A 24,124-nucleotide genomic window follows, 5' to 3' on the forward strand; every position below is an offset into this window, starting at 1 on the left:
CGGTGATGCCGCACCCAGCCGGCATCACCCCGTCACCAGGCCGGCACCGGCTCCCCGAGGGGGCGTCCCCTCCCGGAGCCGGTTGCCGACCGCGGCCCGCCGATGGCAAAAGCGGGCCGCCCACATCCAGCCGACGTCCTGCCCGCCGGTACGACCGACGGCGGCGGCTCGGAAGTCCATCGGACCACCCTGGAGGAAACGATGCGTATCGTCGCAGTGGAAGAGGCGTTCTCCGCTCCCGGAGCCATCCGGCAGGAGGGCGCGATCCGTCAGACCTTCGCGGTGCCGGGCTCGATGGCGCAGGAGTGGTTCAGGCGGCTGGCCGACCTGACCGAGCTGCGGCTGGCGGACATGGACGCCAATGGCGTCGATGTCCAGGTCCTGTCGCTGTCCACGCCGGGCCTGGAAGTGGTCGAGGATCCCGCGGAGGCCGTGGCCGCCGCACGGCGGGCCAACGACTATCTGGCCAAGGCGGTCGCCGAACACCCCACCCGTTTCGCGGGCTTCGCCGCCCTGCCGTTGCAGGACCCGAAGGCCGCGGTCGAGGAGCTGCGCCGGGCGGTGGAGGAACTCGGCCTCAAGGGCGTGCTGCACAACGACCATGTGCTGGGCCACTATCTGGACGAACCGCAGTTCAGGCCGGTCTGGGCCGAGCTGGAGCGCCTCGGCGTGACTTTGTACCTGCATCCGGCCGTCGTCCCGGCCGACAACTGGCGTGTCTTCGAGGGGTACCCCGTGCTGGTCGGCCCGTCCTGGGGCTGGACCGCGACAGTCGGCGCCCACGCGCTCCGGCTGATCTACGGCGGCGTGTTCGACGAGTTCCCCGGCGCGTCCGTGACGCTCGGGCACATGGGGGAGCTGCTGCCGTTCCAGATGGCCCGGCTCGACAGCCGCCACGACCAGGTGCCGCCGCAGAGCAGGCCGCGCCAGCTGCCGTCGTACTACCTGCGCAACAACGTGTACGTGACGACCAGTGGCGTCATGTCGCACGCGGCACTGCTGGGAGCCGTCCACGCGGTCGGCGTCGACCGGGTGCTCTTCTCCATCGACTACCCCTTCGAGTCGAGTGCCGAAGCGGTGAACTTCCTGCGTACCGCGCCGTACGCGCCCGCCGACCTCGAGCGGATCGCGCACGGCAACGCCGAACGCGTGCTGAAGCTGTGACCCGCCGACCAGAGGAATGACGATGCCCAAAGCGGTGCGGTTCACGGAGTACGGCGGCATCGACGTACTGAACGTGGTCGACGTCGAACGGCCCACGGCCGGTCGACAGCAGCTGCTCGTCCGGGTGAAGGCCGCCGGGATCAACCCGGGCGAGGCCATGATCCGGCAGGGATTCCTGCGCGACCGGTTCCCCGCGACGTTCCCCTCCGGGCAGGGCAGCGACCTCGCCGGGATCGTCGAGGAACTCGGTGAGGGCGTCACCGGATTCGCCGTCGGCGACGAGGTGATCGGCTTCACCGACAACCGGGCCAGCCACGCCGAGTACGTGATCGTCGAGGAGGACCACCTCATCCACCGCCCGGCGCGGGTCCCGTGGGAGCAGGCCGGAGCGCTCTTCGTCGCCGGCACCACGGCGTACGCGGCGGTGCGCGCCGTCGGCATCAAGGGCGGTGCGACAGTCGTCGTCTCCGGCGCCGCCGGAGGCGTGGGCTCGCTCGTCGTCCAACTCGCCCGGCACGCCGGTGCCGTCGTCATCGGCCTGGCGAGCGCACCGAACCACGCCTGGCTCGCCGAGCAGGGAGCGATCCCGGTGACCTACGGCGACGGTGTCCGTGGCCGCATCCGTGCCGCCGGTGGCGACACGATCGATGCCTTCATCGACACCTTCGGCGATTCCTACATCGACCTGGCGCTGGAACTCGGCGCGCCTCGCGAGCGGATCAACACGATCATCGACTTCGAGGGAGCGGCGAAACACGGCACCAAGGCCGAGGGCAGCGCAGCCGCGGCGAACACCGGCGTGCTGCGTGAACTCGCAGAGCTGATCGACCAGGGACGACTGAGCATCCCCATCGCCCGCGTCCACCGCCTCGCTGAAGTCCGTGAAGCCTTCCAGGAGCTGGAACTCCGGCACACGAGGGGAAAGATCGTCCTCCAGCCCTGACTGGCCTTCACCTTGGAGAGCTGTAGCTCTTCATCCGCACATCACCCGCACCAAGAGAAAACGCAAGGGGAGTACGCCATGTCGGAGTCATCAAACACCGCAAAGGCCATCCGGACCCGGTGGTCGTCCGAGGACGCCGCGGATCAATTCACCGTGGACAACCCCGCGACCGGCGCGCCGCTGGCCGTCGTTCAGGGCGCCGGCGAGAAGGAGGTCGACGCGGTCATGCGGGCGGCCTACGACGCGCACTTCTCCTGGAGGGCTCGCACCGCCCGGGAGCGCGGCACCTGGCTGCGGAAGATCGCTCAGGCGGTGCGCGAGCACGCCGATGAGATCGCGGCCCTGGAGACCAGCGACAACGGCAAGCCCCTGTCCCAGGCACGCAATCACGACGTGAATGCGGCGATCGGGATTTTCGAGTACTTCGCGAGCCTGTGCGACTCCATGCCCGGCCAGGTCAACGACGCCGGGAGCCTGCTGGACATCACGGTGCTCGAGCCCTACGGCGTCGTGGCCGCGATCGTGCCGTTCAACTGGCCGCCGATCCACACCGCCAGCAAGCTGGCCCCGGCGCTGGCCGTCGGCAACGCGGTGGTGATCAAGCCGCCGGAGCAGGCGCCGCTGTCGTCCATGCGCATGGTGGAGATCATCCAATCGGTCCTGCCCGACGATGTGGTGCACATCGTTCCCGGCACGGGCCGCATCGGGGGGCTGCTGGCCGGGCACCCGCTGGTCGGCAAGATCTCGTTCACCGGGTCGCCCACCACCGGCGTCTCGGTCATCAAGACCGCGGCCGACAACCTGACCCCCACCCTGATGGAGCTCGGCGGCAAGGACCCGTTCATCATCTTCGAGGACGCGGACCTGGACCTGGCACTGCCGTGGGCGATCGAGGGCGGCCTCTTCAACCAGGGCGAGGCGTGCACGTCGGCGTCCCGCGTCCTGGTGCACGTCGACGTCTACGACGAGGTCGCGCGCCGCTACGGTGACGCGGTGAAGCGGCTGCGCGTCGGCAACGGCGCGGACCCCGGCACGCACATCGGGCCGATGGTGTCGGCCGCCCAGCGCAAGCGGGTACTGGACTACATCGACGTCGGCGTCAAGGAGGGCGCCACGATCGCGGCGCAGGCGGCGCTCCCCGACGACCCGGAACTGGCCGACGGGTTCTACGTCGCGCCGACGCTGTTCACCGGCGTCCGCCCGGACATGCGCATCGCGCAGGAGGAGATCTTCGGCCCGGTCATCTCGATGATCCCGTTCCGCGACGAGGACGAGGCGGTCAGGATCGCCAACGGAACCGAGTTCGGTCTGGTCGCCGCCGTGTTCACGCCCGATTCCGAGCGCGCGCTGCGGGTCAGCCGTGCCCTCCACACCGGGTTCGTCTTCGTGAACAACTACAACCGTAACTTCACGGGCACCCCGTTCGGCGGTGTCGGTGCGAGCGGCTACGGCCGGGAAACCGCGGCGGAGACCCTGAACGAGTACGGCTACAGCAAGAGCATCCGCCTGGTCTCCGGACGGGGCGAGATACCGCGCTGGGCACCGTCCCTGGAAGTGACCGGACAGGGCGAGTGAACAACCCGGCCTTCGGGGCGGTTGCAACCGCCCCGAAGGTACGGCCTGCGGCACCCAAAGGGATGACGGTGTCGCACGCCGTCGCCGTTCACATGCCCTGACCGATGCCCTGCACGGTTGCCATCAACGGCCGGGACAACTCCGTCAGGCGTGCGCGCGTGCACCGTACCGACGGCGCCGCGACGGCGACGGCGGCCACGGCGGCGCCGGTGCGGTCGCGCACGCATGCGCCGATGGCGTGCACTCCGCGCTCGCTCTCCTGCAAGTTGATGGCGTAGCCGTCCCGGCGCACCACCACCAGCTCGGTGACCAGGCGCTCCATGTCCTTGGAAGGCTCGCTGCCGCCGGGAAGTCCGTTGGGATAAAGGGCCCGCAGCCGGTCCGCCGGCACTGACGCGAGCAGGGCCTTGCCGCCCGAGGTGACGTGGGCGGGCAGCAGTGTGCCGGTGCGGTAGCTGACGCGCAGCGCCTGGGGACCCTCCACGCCGTCCAGGAAACGGGCTCCGTTGCCCTCGAGCACCATCAGGTGGGTCGTCTCGCTCACTGCATTTGCCAGGCGTTCCAGGTGAGGGCGGGCGATGGTGATCAGGTCCGGAGGTGGGGCGGGCTGGCTGCCCCTGATCGCCAGCAGTGCCGGCCCCGGCCGGTACACCTTGTGCCGGTCCTGGACCGCGAACTCCTCGAACACGAGCATCGCCAGGATCCGGTGGGCGGTCGAGCGAGCGACGCCGATCCGGTCCGCTACGTCCATGACCCGCAGCTCGTCGAGTTCGTGCAGCAGCCGCACCACGCGCAAGGCGTTGCCGGCGGCGCCCACCGGATACGAAGGACCGGACGAGAAACCTGAAGAATTCTCCATAGCAGAATTCTACTCGTCCAGGATTCCTCTCTGGGGAAACCTGAGCGTAGCGTCACAGCCAGCGCCGAATCGCGCTTCCGGCGGTCGCCGAACACACGACGTGGAGGTTTCCGTGACCGACACCACCAGCGAACACATCGAGCAGAAGCTGCTCGACGAGCTGTACGCGGACTTCGAGGACGCGGGCCTGATCCCGCTGTGGACCCAAGTGGACGACCTCATGCCCACGTCGCCCAAGCCCGCCGCGCTTCCGCACCTGTGGCGATGGACGCAGCTGCTGCCCATCGCCCAACGCTCCGGCGAACTCGTGCCGGTGGGGCGCGGCGGCGAGCGCCGCGCCATGGCCCTGTCCAACCCCGGCCTTCCGGGCCTTCCCTACGCCACTCCCACCCTGTGGACCGCGATCCAGTACCTGGGGCCGCGTGAGGTCGCACCCTCGCACCGGCACAGCCAGGGCGCCTTCCGGTTCGTCCTCGAGGGCGAGGGCGTGTGGACCAACGTCGACGGGGACGCCGTGGCGATGCGCCGGGGTGACCTGCTGCTGACGCCGAGCTGGGCCTTCCACGAGCACCAGAACGTCACCGACGAACCGATGGCCTGGCTCGACGGACTCGACATCCCGCTCGTCTCCACACTGGACGCCGGATTCTTCGAGTTCGGCCCCGACGAGCTCTCCACCCGTGCCACCCCCGAGCGCTCGCGCGGCGAGCGGCTGTGGGGCCACCCGGGGCTGCGCCCGATCAGTCAGCCGGACCGTCCCAACTCCCCGCTCGCCGCCTATCGCTGGGAACACACCGACGCCGCGCTGTCCGCCCAACTGGAACTGGAGAGCGAGGGTGTGCCCGGTGTGATCGAGCCCGGCCACGCCGGCATCCGCTTCTCCAACCCCACCACAGGCAAGGACGCCCTGGTCACGATGCGCACCGAGATGCGCCGACTGCGGGCCGGCACCCAGACCGCCCCGGTGCGCTCGGTCGGCTCGGCGGTCTGGCAGGTGTTCGAGGGTGAGGCCGTCGCCCACGTCGGCGACAAGGTCTTCGAGATCGCCAAGGGCGACCTGTTCGTCGTCCCGTCCTGGTGCGATTTCTCGCTCACCGCCCGCACCCAGGTCGATCTCTTCCGCTTCAGCGACGAGCCCGTCTACGAGGCCCTGGGCCTCGCCCGCACCTCCCGAGGAGAACACAAGTGAAGCTCGCCACCATCCGGGTCAACACCACCACGCGCGCCGTCCGCATCGACGAGGACAAGGCCGTGGACCTGGGCGAGAGCGACCTGGTGGCCTTCCTGCGCCACAGCGACTGGGCCACACGTGCCGCCGACGCCGACGGTGAGACGTACGAAGGCATCCTGGACTACGCGCCGTTGGTCCTCGCGCCGGAGAAGGTCGTGTGTGTCGGCCTCAATTACCGCACGCACATCCTGGAGATGGGCCGCGAACTGCCGACCCATCCCACCCTGTTCTCCAAGTTCGCGCGGACGCTGATCGGCGCGTACGACGACGTGACCCTGCCCGCCGGCTCCACGCAGATGGACTGGGAGGCCGAGCTCGGCGTCGTCATCGGGGCCGAGGTCCGGCACGCCGACCAGGAGAGGGCGCGGGCCGCGATCGCTGGGTACACCGTGGTCAACGACGTCACCGCGCGCGACTGGCAGTACCGGACCACCCAGTGGGACCAGGGCAAGACGTTCGAGGCCACCACTCCCATCGGGCCCTGGCTGGTGACCGCCGACGACCCCGCGGTGTCCGCCTCCGGTCTGAGCCTGGCCTGCGAGGTCGATGGCGACACGGTCCAGAAGGCCGACACCGGTGACCTCGTCTTCGACCCAGCCGCACTGGTCGCGTACCTGTCCGAGATCGTCACCCTGGTGCCCGGCGACGTGATCGCCACCGGCACTCCCGGCGGAGTCGGCCATGCCCGCAAGCCGGCCCGCTATCTGCACGACGGTACGGTCCTCGTCACCCGGATCGAGCGGGTCGGCGAGTGCCGCAACACCTGCCGCCAGGAGACCCGGTGAGCGCACGCCCGGGTGCGATGCTGGAGTGGGTGGCCAAGGGCACGGCGGCCTTCGAGGCCGCCGTGCACTGGATGACCGACGTGGGGTTCGCCCGGCCCTCGTACCTGCCGGGCTGGAGCAGGGCCCACCTCGTCACCCATGTCGCCCACAACGCCGATGCCCTCGTCAACCTGCTGACCTGGGCGCGCACCGGCGTCGAGACCCCCATGTACGCGAGTGCCGACCAGCGTGCGCGGGAGATCGAGGAGGGCGCCCGGCGCCGCCCCGCGGAATTGCGCGCCGAGTTGCTCGCAGCCGACGGCCGCCTCGCCGCGGCACTCGCCGCACTGCCGGACGAGTGCTGGGGTGCGACCGTCCGCACCGCCCGGGGGCGCGAGGTGCCCGCCTCCCAGGTGCCGTGGATGCGGGTGCGTGAGGTACGGGTGCACACCGTCGACCTGAACATCGGCACCACGTTCGACGAGGTCCCGCCCGACGTGTGCGCCGCCCTCGTCGACGACGTGGCCGCCTCCTCCCGGAACCGCCCGGACTGTCCAACCGTCCGGCTGCAGACCGAGGACGGCACCCGCACCTGGCTCCTGGGCCCGTCGGCCGGCATCGAGCCGGTCCTGGTCAGCGGTGACCTCCCCAGCCTGGCCGCCTACGCGACCGGGCGCCCCGTACCCGGCCCCCTGAACCCGGCCGGCCCGGGATTCCTGCCGAAGCTGCCCGCGTGGCTGTGAGCACGAAGGAAAGACGATGAAAGTTGCCTGCATCGGCGGAGGACCGGGAGGACTGTTCTTCGCCACCCTGCTCAAGCGGAGCCGTCCCGGCACCGAGGTCGTGGTCTTCGAACGCAACCGTCCCGACGACACGTTCGGCTTCGGCGTGGTCTTCTCCGACGCCACCCTCGACGCCATCGACGCCGCCGACCCCGTCCTCAGCGAGGCGCTGGAGAAGCACGGGCGGCACTGGGACGACATCGAGGTCCGGGTGCACGGCGCACGGGAACGCGTCGGCGGGATGGGCATGGCCGCCGTGGTGCGCAAGACGCTGCTGAGCCTGTTGCAGGAACGGGCCCGTGCGGAGGGCGTGGTGACGCGTTTCCAGCACGAGGTCCGCGATCCCGCCGAACTGGACGACTTCGACCTGGTGGTCGTGTGCGACGGCGCCAACAGCCGCTACCGCACCCTGTTCGCCGACGACTTCGGCCCGACCGCCGAGGTGGCGAGCGCGAAGTTCATCTGGTTCGGCACCACGTACATGTTCGACGGGCTCACCTTCGTCCACCAGGACGGCCCCGACGGCGTCTTCGCCGCCCACGCCTACCCCATCAGCGACTCGCTGAGCACCTTCATCGTCGAGACCGACGCCGGCTCCTGGGCCAGGGCCGGACTCGACGCCTTCGACCCCTCGACCCCGCCGGGCCCGAGCGACCTGAAGACCAAGAGCTACCTGGAGAACCTCTTCCGCGAGCAGATCGACGGACACCTCCTGGTCGGCAACAACTCCCGCTGGGCCAACTTCGCCACCCGCAGGGCCCGTTCGTGGCGGCGCGGGAAGTGGGTGCTGCTGGGTGACTCCGCGCACACCGCGCACTTCTCCGTCGGGTCCGGCACCAAGATGGCCATGGAGGACGCGGTCGCGCTGGCGGAGGCCCTCCAGGAGGCACCGGACAGCGTGCCGGAAGCACTGAGGATCTACGAGGAGCGCCGCCGGCCCAAGGTCGAGAGGATCCAGAACTCGGCGCGGCCCAGCCTGTCTTGGTGGGAGCATTTCGGCCGCTACGTCCGCTCGTTCGACGACCCGACGCAGTTCGCCTTCCACTTCCTCACCCGCAGCATCCCGCGCGGCAAACTCGCCGTGCGCGACGCCGCGTACGTGGACCGCGTCGACGGATGGTGGAACCGGCACCACGGGGCCGCGCCTCTGGAGGCGCCTTTCCTCAGCGGCCCGTTCCCGCTCCCGTCACGACGCGTCACAGCCGACGACGGCCACCTGGCCGGGCCCGACGGCACCGACATCCCCATGGTCTCCTTCAGCGGCCAGTCGTCCTGCGCGGGCGTGTGGATCGACGCCCCCGACAGCGAGCGGGGCCTGCCGCTCGCCCTCGACCAGGTCCGGGAGACCGCACAGGCGGGCGCCCCGCTCGTCGCCGTACGCGGCGGTACACCGCTGACCCGCGTGCTGGTCGCGGAGGAGGCCCGGCTGGCGCAGGGCCTGCCCACCGCGGTCATCGGGGCGTACGACGACGACAGCGCGACCACGCTTTTGCTGTCCGGCCGGGCCGACCTCGTCGGAGACACCAGCGGGGGCACCAAGTGACTGATCTGGAACCGCTGTTCGCGCCCCGTTCCGTCGCCGTGCTCGGCGCCTCGGTCACGCCCGGTAAGCTCGGCGCGGCCATGACTGCCTCGCTGGCGTCCTTCCCGGGACCGGTGATGAAGGTCAACGCCGGCCGCCCGGATCCCGACCGTGGCTTCTTCCCGACCGTCGCGGCGGCCGCCGAGTCCCACGGTGCCCCGCCGGACCTGGTCATCTCCTGCATCCCGGCCGCAGTGACCGCCGACGCCCTGCGCGAGGCGGCGGCCGCCGGGGTCCGCGCCGCGCTCGTCTGCGCCGGCGGATTCGCCGAAGCAGGCGGTGACGGTGCGGTGCACCAAAAGGCGTTGGCCGAGGTGGTGCGGGACACCGGCATCCGGGTCCTCGGCCCGAACACCTCCGGTTTCCTCGCCCCGCATCACCGGCTCACGGCCAGTTTCGTCCCGGGCGCCGCCGATCTGGCGCCGGGCCCGGTGGCGGTCGTGGCCGCCAGCGGCGGCGTGAACCACGCGCTCGCCTTCGCCCTGGCCGAAGCCGGGCTCGGCCTGCGCCTCGGAGTGGGGCTCGGCAACAGCCTGGATGTCGTCCAGGCCGACGTACTGAGCCATCTTGCGGCGGACCACGGGGTACGGGCCGTGGCCCTGCACGTGGAGACCGCGGCGGAAGGGCGCCGCCTCACCGACGCCGTTCGCCGCCTGACCGATCGGGTCCCCGTGGTGGCTCTGGTCGTCGGCCGCAGCGACATCGGTGACTTCGCCCGCTCGCACACCGGTGCTCTCGCCACTTCCTGGCGTGTGACACGGGCAGCACTACGCCAGGCAGGAGCAGTCCTCGTGGACGACGAACGCGACCTCGTGGACGCTGTCATTGCGCTCAGCCGCGTACGCCTCTCCGCCAACGCACGGCCAGGCGTCGGCCTGGTCACCGCGCAGGCCGGACCCGGGCTTCTGCTCACCGACAGCCTGCGCTCCCACGGTGTGGCGGTCCCGACGCTGGTCGAGCGAACGGTGACGGAGCTGCGGGAGCTGCTTCCCGCCCTGACCTATCTGAACAACCCCGTCGACACCGGCCGTCCCTCGCCCGCGCTCATGGACGTCGTCGAGCGGGTCTCGGAGGACCCCGGCGTCGATGTCATCACCGTGTACGGGCTGCTGGAGCCCACCGCCGTGGACCTGCCGGGCGTGCTGGCCGCCGCCCACACCGCCACCCCGCTCGTCGCAGTCGTCGGCGGACCCGTGGAGCAGGCGCGGCAGGCCCGCCACGAACTCGGCGAGGCGGGCATTCCCTGCGCGGCCACGCCCGCCTCCGGCTCGGTCATGGTGCGCGCACTCGTGGAGGACGCCGCGGCCCGCGCGCGCCTACGGGCCGACCACTTCACCGCCCCCGCTGCAGCCGACCTCCCCTCGCCAGGCCCTGTCGACGAGCACACCGCCAAGAGCGTCCTCGCGAACATGGGCATCCGTACCCCCGTACGCCGCGTGTGCGAGGACCCCGCCGCGGCGCACGCGGCACTCGACGAGCTCGGCGGCCCGGTCGTCGTGAAGATCCTCGACGCGGAGGTCCTGCACAAGACCGAGGTCGGAGGCGTCCAGGTCGGCATCCGCACACATGAGGAACTCGACCACGCCCTCGCACACATGCCCGCGAGCCCGGCCCTGCTGGTCGAACAGATGGCCGCCACGGGACAGGAACTCATCGTCGGCGTAAGCCGCGACCCCGTCTTCGGCCCCGTGGTCGCCCTGGGCGCCGGCGGAACGGCCGCCGAAATCCTCGGCGACGTCTCCTTGCGTCTGGCACCGCTGTCCGCGCACGAGGCCCACGAGATGCTGGACGAGCTCGCCACCCGGGACATGTTCCGCGGAGCACGAGGCGCCACCCCGGTCGACCGCGTGCGCCTCACCCATGTGCTGCTCGCCCTTTCCTCGCTCGCCGCCGCGGAGACGGTGGCCGAGTGCGAGATCAACCCCCTGCGCGTCCTGCCCGACGGCGACCTCGTCGCGCTCGACGCCGTACTGCTGCTGCGTGACTCACAGGATCAAGGAGGAGCAGACGATGCATGAAGGATTCATGCCCTGGCCCGAGGAGGCGGCCGACCGCTATCGGGAGGCCGGTTACTGGCGTGGCAGGCCGCTCGGGTCGTACCTCCACGAATGGGCCGCGACCTACGGCGACACGGTGGCCGTGGTGGACGGCGGCACACGCCTGACCTACCGTGAACTCGTCGATCGAGCCGACGGATTGGCGTGCCGCCTGCTTGATGCCGGCCTCAACCCCGGTGATGCGATGCTCGTCCAACTGCCCAACGGCTGGGAGCTCGTCACCCTCACCCTGGCCTGCCTGCGGGCCGGGATCGCTCCCGTCATGGCGCTGCCCGCACACCGCGGTCACGAACTGCGCTACCTGGCCGCGCATGCCGACGTCACGTCGATCGCCGTACCGGACCGGCTGGGCGACTTCGATCACCAGGCACTGGGGCGGGAGGTGGCCGAAGCGACGTCGAGCGTGCGGCAGTTGTTTGTGGCAGGCGGCATGGTCGACGACGGTGCCGCGGATCTCCGCGCCCTGGCCGCACCGGCCGACGACCCGGCCGCCGCCCGGGCCCGGCTCGACCGGATCGCCCCGGACAGCGGCGACATCGCCGTCTTCCTGCTCTCGGGTGGTACGACCGGACTGCCGAAGCTCATCACCCGCACCCACGACGACTACGAGTACAACGCGCGCCGCAGCGCCGAGGTGTGCGGCTTCGGCCCGGACACCGTCTACCTGGTGGCGCTGCCCGCAGGACACAACTTCCCCCTGGCCTGCCCCGGCATCCTGGGCACCCTCATGAATGGCGGCCGGGTGGTCCTGGCCCGCACCCCGGACCCTGACAAGGTGCTGCCGCTGATGGCCGTCGAGGGGGTGACGGCCACCGCAGCGGTGCCGGCCGTCGTCCAGCGTTGGATCGACGCGGTCGCCGCCGGCCGCCACCAGGCCCCGCCCGCGCTGCGGCTGCTCCAAGTCGGCGGTGCCCGTCTGGCCCCGGAGGTCGCCCGCCGCGTCCAACCCGTGCTGGGCGGCACGCTCCAGCAGGTGTTCGGCATGGCGGAAGGGCTGCTGAACTACACGCGCCTGGACGACGCCGAGGACATCAAGGCCGAAACCCAGGGGCGTCCCATGTGCCCCGACGACGAGATCCTCGTCGTCGACGCCTCCGACCACCCGGTGCCGCCCGGCGAGATGGGCGCGCTGCTCACCCGCGGCCCGTACACCCCGCGCGGCTACTACCGGGCCGGCGAACACAACGCCCGCGCGTTCACCCCCGACGGGTGGTACCGCACCGGCGACGTCGTCCGGCTGCACCCCTCGGGCAATCTCGTCGTCGAGGGACGCGACAAGGACCTCATCAACCGGGGCGGGGAGAAGATCTCCGCCGAGGAGGTCGAGAACCTCATCTACCGCCTGCCCGGTGTCGCCCGCGTCGCCGCCGTCGCGAAGCCCGACCCGGACCTGGGGGAGCGGGTGTGCGCGGTCGTGGTCGTCGAGCCGGAGGCCGAGCTGACCCTGGAGTCGGTGCGCGCCGCCCTCACCGCGATGGAGGTCGCGCGCTACAAGCTCCCCGAAGAACTGCTGGTGGTGGACGAGCTGCCGCTGACGAAGGTCGGCAAGATCGACAAGAAGCGTCTACGGGACATCATCCGAAGCGGGATCGACTCGGTCGAGGTGGTTTGATCCCGAGCGAACCCGAAGAGCCGAGTCGGCGGGCATGTGCGACCGATCTTTAGCCATAAAGATCATAACCGGCTGCTCTGGACTTTTTTTCCCACGCTCCACATGGTGACATCACCGGCCCGTCGCTGGCCCATGCCGCGGCCGGGGTGGAACAGGAAGCGGCTGATCGAGGCAGACTGAACCTCTCGTCTGTGCCACACACGGGGACGTGGAACGCGACGACGCCCTGGTGCAGCTGATGCGCGGGCAGCATGCGCTCACTGCCCTCGAACGCGGCAGACACCGCTATTGGTCTGTCGACCAGAGACTGCCGGTCATCACCCTCTGCAGCCTCATCCATGCCGCCGCCTTGCCTCTGAAAGCCCATTCGTCTACCCCCAAAGACGCGCTACAGGCGTGGCCGACGCCGTCTGCCCGTGGGCATCAAGGAGCCCGGTCCAGGCCGGATCCGAGGCGGTGAGGCTGGCGGGGGATCGCCGCTGCCGCGTGCGTCGTGTGTGTGAGTCCGGCAGCAGGCGGTGGCCGGCGAGCGTACGGAGGACGAGGCCGGGATGCGGCAGGCGTATCACGAGGAGCTGGATGCGATCAGTGGCGGCCTGGTGGAGGTGGCGAACCTGGTCGGCTCCGCGACCGGCCTGGCCACGACTGCTCCGCTGGACGGCGATCTGCAGCTCGCCGAAAGCGTGATCTCCACCGACGCGAAGATGGATGACCTCCAGTGCGACCTGGAGAATCGGGCGGTCTCGATGCCGGCGCGGCAGCAGCCGGTCGCCACCGACCTGCGGATCGTGGTCACCTCGCTGCGCATGAGTGCGGACCTGGAACGCTCGGGTGACTTGGCCCGGCATGTGGCCGAGCTGGTCCGGATGCGCTACCCGCAGCGGGCGGTGCCGCGCGATCTGCGCCGCACGGTCTTGGAGAAGGGCCGGCTCGCGCAGCGCCTGACGGCGCAGGCCGCCGAAGTGATCCTCACCCAGGACGTCAAGGCGGCGCTGCGGCTGGAGCACGACGACCGCATGGACGAGCTGCACCGTAGGGTCTTCCGGAATCTGATGGACGAGCGCTGGAGCCACGGGGTGGAGACGGCCGTGGATGTCACGCTGGTCGGCCGCTACTACGAGCGGTTCGCCGACCATGCCGTGTCGGTCCCGGCGCGTGGTCTACCTGGTCACGGGCGAGCACGCGAACGACCTGCCCACCGATCCGCCCCCGACGACGTGATCGGCCTCTACTTCAAGGCCGTCGCCGGGGGGCGATCGCCGAGGTCACAGCCTTCTCGCCCTGGCGGCAGCAGGCGCTGACCACACGCTGATTCGATCTCCATACCGTCCCGGTCAGGGCGGTCGGGTCATTGAGCCCAGGCGGACGACGACCATGGCGATGTCGTCGCCCGCGCCGCTGGTGACGTCCAGGCCGGCCAGGACGGCGTCGGAGAGGTGTTCCGCGCCGAAGCCGGTGCAGGTGGCGAGCATGTCGGTCAGGCAGGTCAGGCCGGCGTCGATGTCCTCACCGCGGCGTTCGATCAGGCCGTCGGTGTACAGGATGAGGGTGTCGCCCGGGGTGTAGGTGGTGGTGGCCTGGGGGCGGGGGACGTGTTCGGGGCGGGCGCCAAGCGGTGGGTCGGTGGCCTGGTCGAGCAGCTCGCAGGAGCCGTTAGGGTGCAGCAGGATGGGCGGGGGGTGGCCGGCGCTGCTGTAGATCAGCAGATGGCTGTGGCAGTCGACGAGGACCTGGACGGCGGTGGCGGCCAGTGCTCCCTCGACCGAGCGCGCGTACAGCCCCAGGACCTCCAGGGCCTGGGCGGGGCCGTGGACCGTGCGGGTGGCGGCGCTCAGCGCGCTGCGCAGCCTGCCCATGACGGTGGCGGCCATCAGCCCGTGGCCGACCACGTCGCCGACCGCGACGGCGAAGCGGCCCGCGGGCAGGTCGACCGCGTCGTACCAGTCACCGCACACGTTCAGCGATCCGGTCGCGGGCAGGTAGCGCACGGCGACGTCCGGGTGTTGGGCCAGGTCAGGAGTGTGGAGCATGGTTTCCTGCAGGGCGACGGCGATGCGCCGTTCACGGGCGTGCGCCTGCCGCAGTTCCTCGTTCAGCCGCTGCAGCTGCCGTGCCCGGGCGTACAGCTCGGCTTCCATGGCCGCTTCCCGGCCGGGGCTGACCGACGGCAGGTACGCCGTGCGGCGGGCGCGGACGACGTCGGTCATGTCCTCGGACCGGTGGAGGATCCAGGCGACCTTTCCGTCCGGGCCGAAAACGGGCACGTTGATCGCGGTCCACCACCGCTCCTTGAACACCTCGGGGTTGCCGGCGACCGGGATGTCGTACCTCTGCAGCGCCATGTGATCGGTCTGGCCGGAGGACAGGACACGGTGCAGCGAGGCTTTCAGCGTCTCCATCCCGTCGGCCTCCGGGTCGGCGGCGTTGTCCGGGAAGACATCGAAGAGGTACTGCCCGACCAGCTCGGCCCGACTGCGTCCGACCCCCTCGCAGAAGGCCGGGTTGGCATCGGCGACCACCAGGTCCGTGCCCAGCATCAGGCACGGGCTCGGAAGGACGGCGAACACCGCCGTGTAGTCGATCTCCAGTGCCGTCACACGTGTGTCCCTGCGAGTTGCTCCCTCTTCAATCTACGAACTGCCCCGCTCCCGCGCCCGTCGAGCTCCCCATGGGCAGCGGGGGTGGCGGCTGCGTACCGCCATCCGGTGTGCGCCCCGGCCGGGCCCGTCTCGCTGTTTGGTGTCCCGGCCCGGTGGTCTCGGCGCCGCGTGGATGGCTTCCGGCCGCCCCGGCAGATCCACGCCTGTGCAGTACACCCCCTGCCCTCGGGACCTCGCCGGTCTGCGAGTGACAGCGTTCGCGGGAAGTGGCATAACACCAGGCCAGGCGGTACGGGCGGGCCGTTGTGGGCCGAGCAGCTGCGCGGCGCACCGAGGCGGCCCACCGAGACCGACACCGCCCGGCGTCTGGGAGTGCCGGCCGCAAAGGTGCGCAGGCCGCCATCCGTGGACCCGGCCGCGCGATTCTGCGGGACCGGTCGTAGCCTTCCGCCATGACCGAGCCCCTGACGCCGACTCCCGATGATGCCTTCGAGATGCTGCTGGCCGGCAACCACCGGTTCGTGGCCGGCTCGCCCGAGCACCCCAACCAGGACGCCGCACGCCGCGCCGAGACCGCCCCGGCCCAGAATCCCTTCGCGGTGGTCTTCGGCTGCTCGGATTCCCGGCTGGCCGCCGAGATCATCTTCGACCGGGGGCTCGGGGATCTGTTCGTGGTGCGTAACGCCGGGCATGTCGTCGGTGCGGAGGCGTTGGGAAGCATCGAGTACGGCGTGAGCGTGCTGGACTGCCCGCTGGTCGTGGTGCTGGGCCATGACTCGTGCGGGGCCATCGCAGCTGCCCGCGCCGCCGCCGACGGCGGCCAGGTGCCCGCAGGCTTTGTCCGTGACGTTGTCGAGCGAGTGACCCCGAGTGTGCTGGCGGCCCGCGCCGCCGGGCGCGACCGGCCCGAAGAGATCCTGGCCGAGCACCTGAGGCACAGCGTCGACCTGCTGCTGGAACGCTCCCGCGTGCTCGCCGAGCGAGTGGCCGCCGGCCGACTTGCCGTGGTGGGTCTGTCCTACCGCCTGGCAGACGGCAGTGCGCAACTGGTCGCCTCCCACGGCCTGAGCGGGGCTGCTGCCCCCACGCGGTGAAACCCGCTGTCGGCCGCCCGGTGTTCAGTGCTGCTGGGGGCCGGGGACCGAGGAGGGCCGGGGCCCCGCGGCGCGGCGGAGCCGGTTGGCGATCGCCAGTCCCAGTCCCTCCTGCGCCGGCAAGGACGCGACGATGAGGTCGCACCCTTGCCGGTCGAGCTCGCGCAGGAACCCGTAAAGCCCGCGCGCGTAGGCGGCCATCGAACCCGGGAGAGCCACCACGGCGTGCGCCTTGACCGGGGCGTCGGCGAAAGCGGGGGGAAGGAAGACGCCCACTTGGTGCCCCAGCCCCTGCGCGAGTTCCGCCTCGGCGACGACCTTCTCGGGCTCGACGAGGACGACTCGCGCTCGCGGCGCGTAGTGGGACGGGTGCTGGCCCGGCACCCGGACACGGCTCGTCGAAGGGACCGCAAGCGGATGGCCCAGTACCGCTTCGAGCTCCTCGTGTGTCACCCCGCCGGGCCGCAGGATGCTCGGGGCATCGCTCGTGGCGTCGACGATGGTCGACTCGACGCCGACCTCGCAGGGGCCGCCGTCCAGTACGAAGTCCACCGCATTACCGAGCTCGGCACGGACGTGGTCCGCCGTGGTGGGGCTGACCGAGCCGAAGCGGTTGGCGGACGGGGCCGTGACACCGCCGCCGAAGGCCGACAGCAGGGCGAGTGCGACGGGGTGGTCGGGCACTCGCACGGCCACCGTCTCCAGGCCACCCGTCGCTTCGAGGGGCACACGGGGACCGCGCCGCAACACCAGCGTGAGTGGCCCCGGCCAGAAGTGTTCGGCCAGCAGGCGCGCCGTCGCGGGCACGTCCTGGACCCAGTCGTGCAGATGCTCCGCGCCGCCGATGTGGACGATCAGCGGGTGGGAGGGCGGACGCCCCTTGACCTGGAAGATGTGCGCGATGGCGGCGGGGTCCTCGGCGTTGGCGCCCAGACCGTAGACCGTTTCGGTCGGGAGGGCCACCAGGCCGCCGGCGCGCAGCACACCGGCCGCCTTCTCGATGTCACTGGTTCTTGCCGTCACCCTCGCAATCCTCCCACTGTTCTGCTCCCCCCTTCCGCACAGACCCGTCCACGCTCATGGAGCAACGACCCATCGGGCGGCATCGCAGGCAACGCGAGCGGCGGCGTACTCCGTTCCGGCGACGAAGCGCATCATGGGGCCGAACATCGGGGCGGCCAGCGAACCAGTGACGTACAGGCCAGGCACGGATGTTTCGAGCGTATGGGTCAGCTGAGGGGCCTTGGAGCCGGGCACGCAGACGATGCCGCGCCGTAGCGCCGGGGCGAGAAAGGACAGTGCGTCGATGTCGAGGCGGTGGCCGGTGGCGGCCAGTACATGGTCGATGGCCAGACGCTCCGAACCGCCCGGGCCGGTGAGTTCCAGCCGGGCCGTGGAGCCGGACGCCTCAGCGCGAGTGACACGGCACGAGGTACGCACCGGCACCACATCCTCGACCCGGTCGCGCAGCCACCAGCCGCCCGAAGGTCCCAGCGCCCGTCGGAACAGCAGCAGCCGGGCGTCAGCAGGCAGCCGCCGCTCCCAGCCCGGTGCCCGGCGGACCGCGGCGAGCATCCAGCCCGTCCCCAGGGGCGAAGCCCGCGTTCCCGCCGCCGGTCGCGGCGAGGAACGCTGCACTCAGCATGGTGCCCATGCCGGGCAGGCTCTGGATCACTTCGGCGTGCGGGTGCTCGCGAAACCGGGCCTCGATGAGAGCTTCGAGCCCGGCGATCTCCTCATCGAGGGCCATCACCCCCTTCGCCAGGCGAGCCACCATGGTGGCCGCGAGCTTCTCGCGGGCAGCGCGGTGAACTGGAACTCGGCCGCCTCCACGACGACCTTGGCCAAGGCCACACTGTTGCGGACCTTGCGGTTCTTCAGCCACGTCGAGATGCGCGAGGCACCGGCGCCGCGGATCGCAGCCGGGGTCTGGTGGCCGGCCAGCAGCATGACCGGACCCTTCTTCGCCAGGTCCAACGAACGTTCCAACGCGGGGAAAATCTCCAGGAGTTGGGCGCGCGGTCGGTTGATCTGCCGGGTCCGGTCGCAGACCGGATCGGTGCGGCGGGTGACCAGGGTGCGCAGGTCGACCGCTATCTCGTCACCGGGCCGCAGGACACCGAGGTCGGTGCGCATACGGGCCTGGTCGGCGATGACGAAGGCGTCCTTCGCATCGGTCTTGGCCTGGCCCCGGTAGCCGGCCGAGACTCGGTGGATGGCCAAGCCGGTGATGTAGGTGACGTGCTGGTCGTGGCTGACCAGCAGGCCGAGCAGGAGCGCGGCCCCGCCGTGGTTGATATCCACCCCACAGCACGTCCCGCGACAACTCCAGCACGTCGGCCAGGAGCTGGAGCAGCTCGGTCTCGTCGTTCAGAACCCGCTGCGACAGCAGTCGCTTTCCCTGGGCGTCGATCACCACGCAGTGGTGATGCTCTTCGCCGATGTCCACTCCGGCCCAGATCTCGGGCACAGCCACCTCCGTCAGTTCGTCGTGCATCAACCCAGCAGACGACCTCGCCGACGTTGTCCTGCAAAGCGATCGCGTCGCGTCTCCCAATTAGCGGTCGAGTCGTCGCGGGGCTCCGGGCGGCCAAGTTCTCTGAGCCATCCAGCGGCGACTCCATGACAGCCATACGCGGACCCCCTGGGCCCCGCCGATCTTACGAATGACCAGCTCAGGCCCACATCAAGAAAGGTAGGAGAACTCCATGATCCACAGGTGCCGTATTCACCCGCTTCCGGGGCCCGTTGCCGCGATCAACCACTCCAAGCCGGGCGAGCCGGGCACACCGGGGCCCTGCCCCCGCGTCCCTCACGAGTTCAGTCTCATCACTCCTGTCACAGCGATCTGACTGCTAGTTTGATCAAAATCTGTCAGGCGACCTGGAGGGTGATGATTTGAGCGACATAACCCACGAGAGCGGCAAGCACCACACGAACCGGCGCGCATTCCTTCGTGGCAGCGCGGCATTGACCGTCGCCGCCGCGACCGGCGGACTTTCCCTGTCCGCGGCGGGAACGGCCAACGCCGATGTGGATGCGACCCTGCATTTCAAACTCGACGGGACCGGCGGTAATCCCGTCTTGCGGCAGACGCTTCACCAGCCTTACTGGGCGATGCAGTCGTTCGCCTACGATCACGTCTACGGGCACATCTACTTCGTGCAGACCAAAGTGGGCAGTGACAACGGCGATCTGTGGGTGTCGAGGACCGATCTCTCGGGCAATGTGCTCGGAGCCATGGCGATTCACGCGTTCGACCACGGCTCGTCCATCGGGGTCGAGCCCGACACCGACGGATCTCCCTACATCTGGGTGGCAGGTGACTGGGAGAGTAAGAATCCCAATGCCACGCCGCCTGAGCCGCCGAACAGTCACAAGATCGCCCGCTTCAAGTACAAGGACGGCGGCGACCTCGACTACTTCAATCGCGGCGGGCAGTATCTCGGGGTGTTCCCGATGGACGTCGCAACCTTCCTCGACTGTCCTCGTCCGGCGATCGATCCCTACAACAACCGGCTTCTCATTCGGTACATGGGAACGACGACCCCTTGGCGTCTGGCACTGTTCGACCTGTCCCAGGTGCTGTCCTCGGGTGTCATTTCCAAGCGCCTGCTGGAGCGGGCCATTCCCACCAAAGCCGAACTCGGGCTGAACGACAGCGACCAGTTCCAGGGCATCACCGCATACGGGCAATACGCCTACCTGCTCTTCGGCGGACCACCCTCTAGCAGCGACCCCACCCCGCCCTCGTACATCATCTGCATCGACATGAACGATCCTGGAAGTGCATACCGCTGGAAATTCGCGACGACGGCCGGCGCCTCCTTGCCCGGACGTGAACCCCAGGGCATAGCCGTTTGGCGGTCCTCTGGTGGTCCGCGACTTGCCTTCGGTTTCTCCGACAAGATCACCAGCACCAGCCCCGACTCGTTCGAGGCCAGCGTGTTCTTCAAGGACCAACTGACCTCACTGTGGCCTTCCTGACCCCTCTCAGTCCAGGGCCGCGGTGTGTGCCCGGCTCGCCCCGGCTTGGAGTGGTTGATCGCGGCAACCGGCCCCGGAAGCGGGTGAATACGGCACCTGTGGATCATGGAGTTCTCTACGCTGCAAGATCCACGAGGGTGCCGTGTTCGTTCCTCCGTCATCCCCTGTCGCTGTCCCCGTGTCTCAGGCGCCCTGCCTTCAAGCCCTCGGCGAGGGTGCCGCCCAGGAGCAAGTCCGCGGCCTGATCACGGAGTTCGAGTCGGTCACCGACCCACGAGGGGCTTGCGGGGTGCGTTACCGGATCTCCTCGCTGCTGGCCCTGGTGGTCTGCGCGATGACACCCGCCACGACTCGATCACCGCGGCGGCGGAGTGGTGCCGGCGTGCGACGCCGCAGGAGCTTGCCGCCTTCGGCCTGCCTTATCACCCGTTGCTGGGCCGCTACCGAGTCCCGAGTGAAAAGACCCTGCGCAGCGTCCTGGGGCGGCTCGATCCTGATGAGATCAGCGCGGCCGGCCACGGCTACCTCCGCCCCCTGCTGTCCACGCAGCCCCCTCGGCCGGATCCGGTGACGCCCGACGGCGGAACCGAGCGCGAACAGCGCCGGGCCCACCGGGCGGCCGCCCGCGCCGAGCCGGTACGGCTGCGGCGGCGGGCGATCGCGGTGGACGGCACATGCCTGCGCGGCGCGAAGCGACCGGACGGCAGCCAGGTCTTCGTCCTGTCCGCCGTCCGCCACGGCGACGGTGTCACGCTCGCCTCCCGCGAGATCGGCGCGAAGACCAACGAAATCCCCGAGTTCGCACCTCTCCTCGACCAGATCGACGACGCGGATCTCGCGGGGGTGGTCGTGACCGCCGATGCCCTCCACGCCCAACGCGACCACGCCACCTACCTGCGCGAACGCGGCGCTCACTACCTGCTGACCATCAAGAACAACCAGCGCGGCCAGGCCCGTCAACTCCACGCCCTGCCCTGCAAGGAGATCCCCGTGATCCACCGCGACGACGCCCGGGGCCACGGCCGTCACGAGCAGCGGCTCGTGCAGGTCGTCACCGTCGAGGGCCTGCTCTTCCCGCACGCGTCCCAGGTCCTGCGCATCCAGCGCCGGCGCCGTCTCTACGGGGCGAAAAAATGGTCCAGCGAGACCGTCTGCACCATCACCGACCTGCCCGCCGAGGAAGCGAACGCAGCCGAGATCGCCACCTGGGCGCGCGGACACTGGACCGTGGAAAATACCGTCCACTGGTGCCGGGATGTCACCTTCAACGAGGACAAGTCCCAAGTCAGGACCCACAACGCGCCCGCCGTACTCGCTGCCCTCCGCGACCTGATCCGCAGCGCGCTCGAACTCGCCGGCTACGTCAACACCGCCGCCGGACGCCGAGCCCACACCGACCGCCCCCGCGTCCTCACCCTCTACCGCATCACATGATCAAACCGGACCATCCAGGCACTCGCCGGGGCCCTGAGGCAGGGCGGGGATGACGGTGGGACGTACTGGGAGTAAGGAAGCATTTTGCCTCGCTCCTTGATTGCGGTTGATGAAGGGCGCCTGGCTGGGAGTTTCCTCAGTTCAGGCGCCCTTTTCCATGCCTCTAGAAGAAGCCCAGTGCCCGGTCAGCGGGCAGGAGCGATGCGGAGCACTGCATGGGTTCGGAGTGGGCTTTTGCCGTCTGTGGGAAAGCTTGGCGAGTCGACAGCGCGCCGGCAGCGGTGGTACTGGCAGGCGTCGACAATGCGACGGGCTGGTACTCCAGTTGTAGATCATGATCTTCATCGTTGATGGGCGGCCTGCCGTTGGTAGTGGCAGGCCCGGGACCTGGCTTGATGGCGTCGTCGCCAGACGGACCAGCCGAGGTGATGTGCGGCTGGGTGGGCGGTGGTGGTAAGTGCGGCGAACAGGTGCTGGATCTCGTTGCAGGTCAACCGCATCAGCTCGTCCGGGGCCGGGTGGTGCTCGTGTTCGTGTGCGGTGGCTGCGGCCAGGAAGGCATGGGCGAGCATCACGAGGGTGACCCAGCGGTGCCAGGATGTCCAGCGTCTGACCTGGTGTAGATGGCGGTGACCGGGCTGGTCGTCGGCAACGTCGGCCAGGGCCCAGTCGTAGTAGCGATGCCCCTTGGCGCCAGCGCCTGCGGAGAGCTTCTGCCAGGCCCGTTTCGGCAGCTTCTTGGCCAGTGCATCGGCCCACACCTTGCCCGCCCGGGTGGCGATCTGGTGATCCCAGGCGACCGCGAGGACGTAGCCGACCTGGCGGTATTCCAGCGCGCTCCGCAGCTGCGGGTTGCCTCCGTAGACCTCGTCTGCGGCCACCCAGGCTGCACGGATCCCGGCATCCAGGGTCCGGTCGATCATACGGAGGGCAAGCGCGGGCTTCGTGGCGAAGCCGACCTCTTCCGGAATCCCGGCCAACCGGCAGCGGGCCGCATCCGTGATCCACGAGCGCGGCACATACAGTGCCCGGTCGATCGCCGCGTGCCCGCGTCGGCTGGAATAGGCGAGGTAGACGGCGACCTGGCTGTTCTCGATGCGCCCGGCAGTGCCGGTGTATTGGCGCTGCACGCCCACAGTGGCGGTGCCCTTCTTCAGGTCGCCGGTCTCATCGACCACCAACACCGCGTCCTCATCATGCAGTTGCTCGATAGCGAAGCTGCGCAGATCGTCCCGGACCGCATCGGCGTCCCACTTCGCCCTCGACAGCAGATGCTGCAGGCCGTACGGGGGTGGCATCGCCGGCGTGCTCAGCCAGCGTCCAGCAATTCTTGCGTGGCAGGTCCGACAAGAGCCCGAGCACGAACTTCCGTGCCCGCCGGCGTGGTTCCACTCGAGTGAACCGTCCCGCGATACGACCCATCAGAGCCTCGAACACGTCCTGCCAGCGGCCTGGATCTATGCTGTGACCTGCGGCCACCGCCTGATCTTCTGTCTTCACACACCGATGATCACCGGTGGTCGCATCCGTTTCGCATGCCGCCGATCGTTGAGCAGAAGGTGCCGGGGCATCGGCGCCGTGATCGGACTGACTCAGCCAAGCGACTACAAGCCAACAACGAGCGCAAAACGGGTGGGTGGCGACACTGCAGCCAGACGCCGCTCGCCCCCTACCATCCGGGAGCAGGGGGCCTCACGCGTACCCCGGACAGGGGCTAAGCATGTCGTCGACCACTACGCGTCCGGTGTTCCGGCGCTTCCTCGGCGCCGTCGCGGTCGGCGTGGCCCTGGCCGCAACCTCAGGATGCACCGTTCCCGCCGACGCCGTCGCCGGCATCTCCGTGACCGCCGACGGCCATCTGCTCGGCGTCATGATGGTCTGCGGACATCAGATCGATGGCGCGACCCTCTACGTGGACACCGACGACGTCAACAAGCAGGTGACGGTCGGTTCATGGACCGCCGACCGCCCCCTCACACCGGGTCTCGCCACCTGGCCCCTCGATACTCCTGCTGGCTGGACCGCAACCAGATCCCTCGCTCCCCTCACCGCCAGGACCACCTACGCGCTCTACGGGTGGACCAAGGACAACTCGTGGTCAGCGAGCAGCATCTCCTTCACCCTGGCCGACCGGGACCGGCTCACCCCGGGCAAGGTCCGCTACGACAGCATCTCGGACAACGGCGACGAATCCGCAGTCACCGTCTCCATAGCGGAGTTCAAAGCCAAGGCCTGCCAGAACATGTAACGCCATGGCGCCTCTGACCAGGTCGAGACGCTCCCGTTGTCGGGAGGCACGCGCTCAACTTTCGACGCCGCAAAAACACAAGATCACGATCTACAACTGGAGTACTAGTACTCCAGCAGCGGTTCGCTATCTGGCCTGGTCAGAGATGTTGTCCGGAGTGTAGTTGGCTGATGGTACGTCAGGGGCGGTCTT

At 69.7% G+C, this 24,124-nt stretch carries 17 protein-coding genes and 4 pseudogenes; 15 read left to right on the forward strand and 6 right to left on the reverse strand.

Going from position 1 to position 24,124, the window contains the following annotated elements; all coding sequences use genetic code 11:
- Positions 1–201: 201 nt before the first annotated feature.
- The 3 genes from ACZ69M_RS43550 to ACZ69M_RS43560 all read left to right on the forward strand — a co-directional run bounded on the left by ACZ69M_RS43550 (position 202) and on the right by ACZ69M_RS43560 (position 3,682).
- Positions 202–1,164, forward strand: a complete 963-nt coding sequence (locus ACZ69M_RS43550; RefSeq protein ID WP_470058946.1) for an amidohydrolase family protein — start codon at positions 202–204, stop codon at positions 1,162–1,164.
- Between the two features lie 22 nt (positions 1,165–1,186).
- Positions 1,187–2,107, forward strand: a complete 921-nt coding sequence (locus ACZ69M_RS43555) for an NADP-dependent oxidoreductase (protein ID WP_470058948.1) — start codon at positions 1,187–1,189, stop codon at positions 2,105–2,107.
- Between the two features lie 78 nt (positions 2,108–2,185).
- Positions 2,186–3,682, forward strand: a complete 1,497-nt coding sequence (locus tag ACZ69M_RS43560) for an aldehyde dehydrogenase family protein (protein WP_470058949.1) — start codon at positions 2,186–2,188, stop codon at positions 3,680–3,682.
- 88 nt (positions 3,683–3,770) lie between these two features.
- On the opposite strand, the gene ACZ69M_RS43565 is transcribed toward ACZ69M_RS43560, so the two are convergent.
- A complete protein-coding gene (locus ACZ69M_RS43565; protein WP_470058950.1) occupies positions 3,771–4,541 on the reverse strand; it encodes an IclR family transcriptional regulator in 771 nt (256 codons plus the stop codon).
- 100 nt (positions 4,542–4,641) lie between these two features.
- Between ACZ69M_RS43565 and ACZ69M_RS43570 the strand changes: the two genes are divergently transcribed.
- The 8 genes and pseudogenes from ACZ69M_RS43570 (at position 4,642) to phoU (ending at position 13,790) form a co-directional block, all read left to right on the forward strand.
- Positions 4,642–5,730: a cupin domain-containing protein gene (locus tag ACZ69M_RS43570; RefSeq protein ID WP_470058952.1), complete on the forward strand. Its 1,089-nt coding sequence runs from the start codon at positions 4,642–4,644 to the stop codon at positions 5,728–5,730.
- Positions 5,727–6,557, forward strand: coding sequence for a fumarylacetoacetate hydrolase family protein (locus ACZ69M_RS43575; protein WP_470058954.1), 831 nt, complete (start codon positions 5,727–5,729; stop codon positions 6,555–6,557). Before ACZ69M_RS43570 ends, ACZ69M_RS43575 begins: the two co-directional genes overlap by 4 nt.
- Positions 6,554–7,279 (forward strand): maleylpyruvate isomerase family mycothiol-dependent enzyme, encoded by a 726-nt coding sequence (locus ACZ69M_RS43580; RefSeq protein ID WP_470058956.1) that lies wholly within the window; start codon positions 6,554–6,556, stop codon positions 7,277–7,279. The genes ACZ69M_RS43575 and ACZ69M_RS43580 overlap by 4 nt, the downstream gene beginning before the upstream one ends.
- A gap of 16 nt (positions 7,280–7,295) precedes the next feature.
- Positions 7,296–8,861 (forward strand): FAD-dependent monooxygenase, encoded by a 1,566-nt coding sequence (locus tag ACZ69M_RS43585; RefSeq protein WP_470058958.1) that lies wholly within the window; start codon positions 7,296–7,298, stop codon positions 8,859–8,861.
- A complete protein-coding gene (locus ACZ69M_RS43590; protein ID WP_470058959.1) occupies positions 8,858–10,918 on the forward strand; it encodes an acetate--CoA ligase family protein in 2,061 nt (686 codons plus the stop codon). Before ACZ69M_RS43585 ends, ACZ69M_RS43590 begins: the two co-directional genes overlap by 4 nt.
- Positions 10,911–12,569: a (2,3-dihydroxybenzoyl)adenylate synthase gene (locus ACZ69M_RS43595; protein WP_470058961.1), complete on the forward strand. Its 1,659-nt coding sequence runs from the start codon at positions 10,911–10,913 to the stop codon at positions 12,567–12,569. Before ACZ69M_RS43590 ends, ACZ69M_RS43595 begins: the two co-directional genes overlap by 8 nt.
- Positions 12,570–12,676: 107 nt before the next feature.
- Positions 12,677–12,825, forward strand: a pseudogene (locus ACZ69M_RS43600) (LacI family transcriptional regulator); the annotation flags it as partial.
- A 295-nt stretch (positions 12,826–13,120) separates the two neighbouring features.
- A pseudogene (gene phoU / locus ACZ69M_RS43605) lies at positions 13,121–13,790 on the forward strand (phosphate signaling complex protein PhoU).
- 113 nt (positions 13,791–13,903) lie between these two features.
- Here phoU and ACZ69M_RS43610 read toward each other — a convergent pair.
- The gene (locus ACZ69M_RS43610; RefSeq protein ID WP_470058978.1) at positions 13,904–15,106 is read right to left on the reverse strand and encodes a PP2C family protein-serine/threonine phosphatase; all 1,203 of its coding nucleotides are present in this window, start codon (positions 15,104–15,106) and stop codon (positions 13,904–13,906) included.
- Positions 15,107–15,621: 515 nt separating this feature from the next.
- Here ACZ69M_RS43610 and ACZ69M_RS43615 point away from each other — a divergent pair.
- Positions 15,622–16,263: a carbonic anhydrase gene (locus tag ACZ69M_RS43615; protein ID WP_470058962.1), complete on the forward strand. Its 642-nt coding sequence runs from the start codon at positions 15,622–15,624 to the stop codon at positions 16,261–16,263.
- Between the two features lie 24 nt (positions 16,264–16,287).
- On the opposite strand, the gene ACZ69M_RS43620 is transcribed toward ACZ69M_RS43615, so the two are convergent.
- The 3 genes and pseudogenes from ACZ69M_RS43620 to ACZ69M_RS43630 all read right to left on the reverse strand — a co-directional run.
- Entirely contained in the window at positions 16,288–17,286 is a 999-nt protein-coding gene (locus ACZ69M_RS43620) for an L-threonylcarbamoyladenylate synthase (RefSeq protein WP_470058964.1), read from the reverse strand.
- Between the two features lie 54 nt (positions 17,287–17,340).
- Positions 17,341–17,838, reverse strand: a complete 498-nt coding sequence (locus tag ACZ69M_RS43625) for a hypothetical protein (protein ID WP_470058966.1) — start codon at positions 17,836–17,838, stop codon at positions 17,341–17,343.
- A pseudogene (locus ACZ69M_RS43630) lies at positions 17,825–18,733 on the reverse strand (IS110 family transposase); the annotation flags it as partial. The gene ACZ69M_RS43625 and the pseudogene ACZ69M_RS43630, both read right to left, overlap by 14 nt.
- Before the next feature lie 428 nt (positions 18,734–19,161).
- Between ACZ69M_RS43630 and ACZ69M_RS43635 the strand changes: the two are divergent.
- Positions 19,162–20,250, forward strand: coding sequence for a phage baseplate protein (locus ACZ69M_RS43635; RefSeq protein WP_470058968.1), 1,089 nt, complete (start codon positions 19,162–19,164; stop codon positions 20,248–20,250).
- Positions 20,251–20,392: 142 nt separating this feature from the next.
- Positions 20,393–21,684: pseudogene (locus tag ACZ69M_RS43640) on the forward strand (ISAs1 family transposase).
- Between the two features lie 341 nt (positions 21,685–22,025).
- Here the strand turns inward: ACZ69M_RS43640 and ACZ69M_RS43645 are convergent.
- Entirely contained in the window at positions 22,026–22,982 is a 957-nt protein-coding gene (locus ACZ69M_RS43645) for an IS701 family transposase (protein WP_470058970.1), read from the reverse strand.
- A 422-nt stretch (positions 22,983–23,404) separates the two neighbouring features.
- Between ACZ69M_RS43645 and ACZ69M_RS43650 the strand changes: the two genes are divergently transcribed.
- A complete protein-coding gene (locus ACZ69M_RS43650) occupies positions 23,405–23,932 on the forward strand; it encodes a hypothetical protein (RefSeq protein WP_470058971.1) in 528 nt (175 codons plus the stop codon).
- The last annotated feature ends 192 nt before the right edge of the window (positions 23,933–24,124 follow it).

Source organism: Streptomyces sp. NPDC107454 (assembly GCF_055582885.1).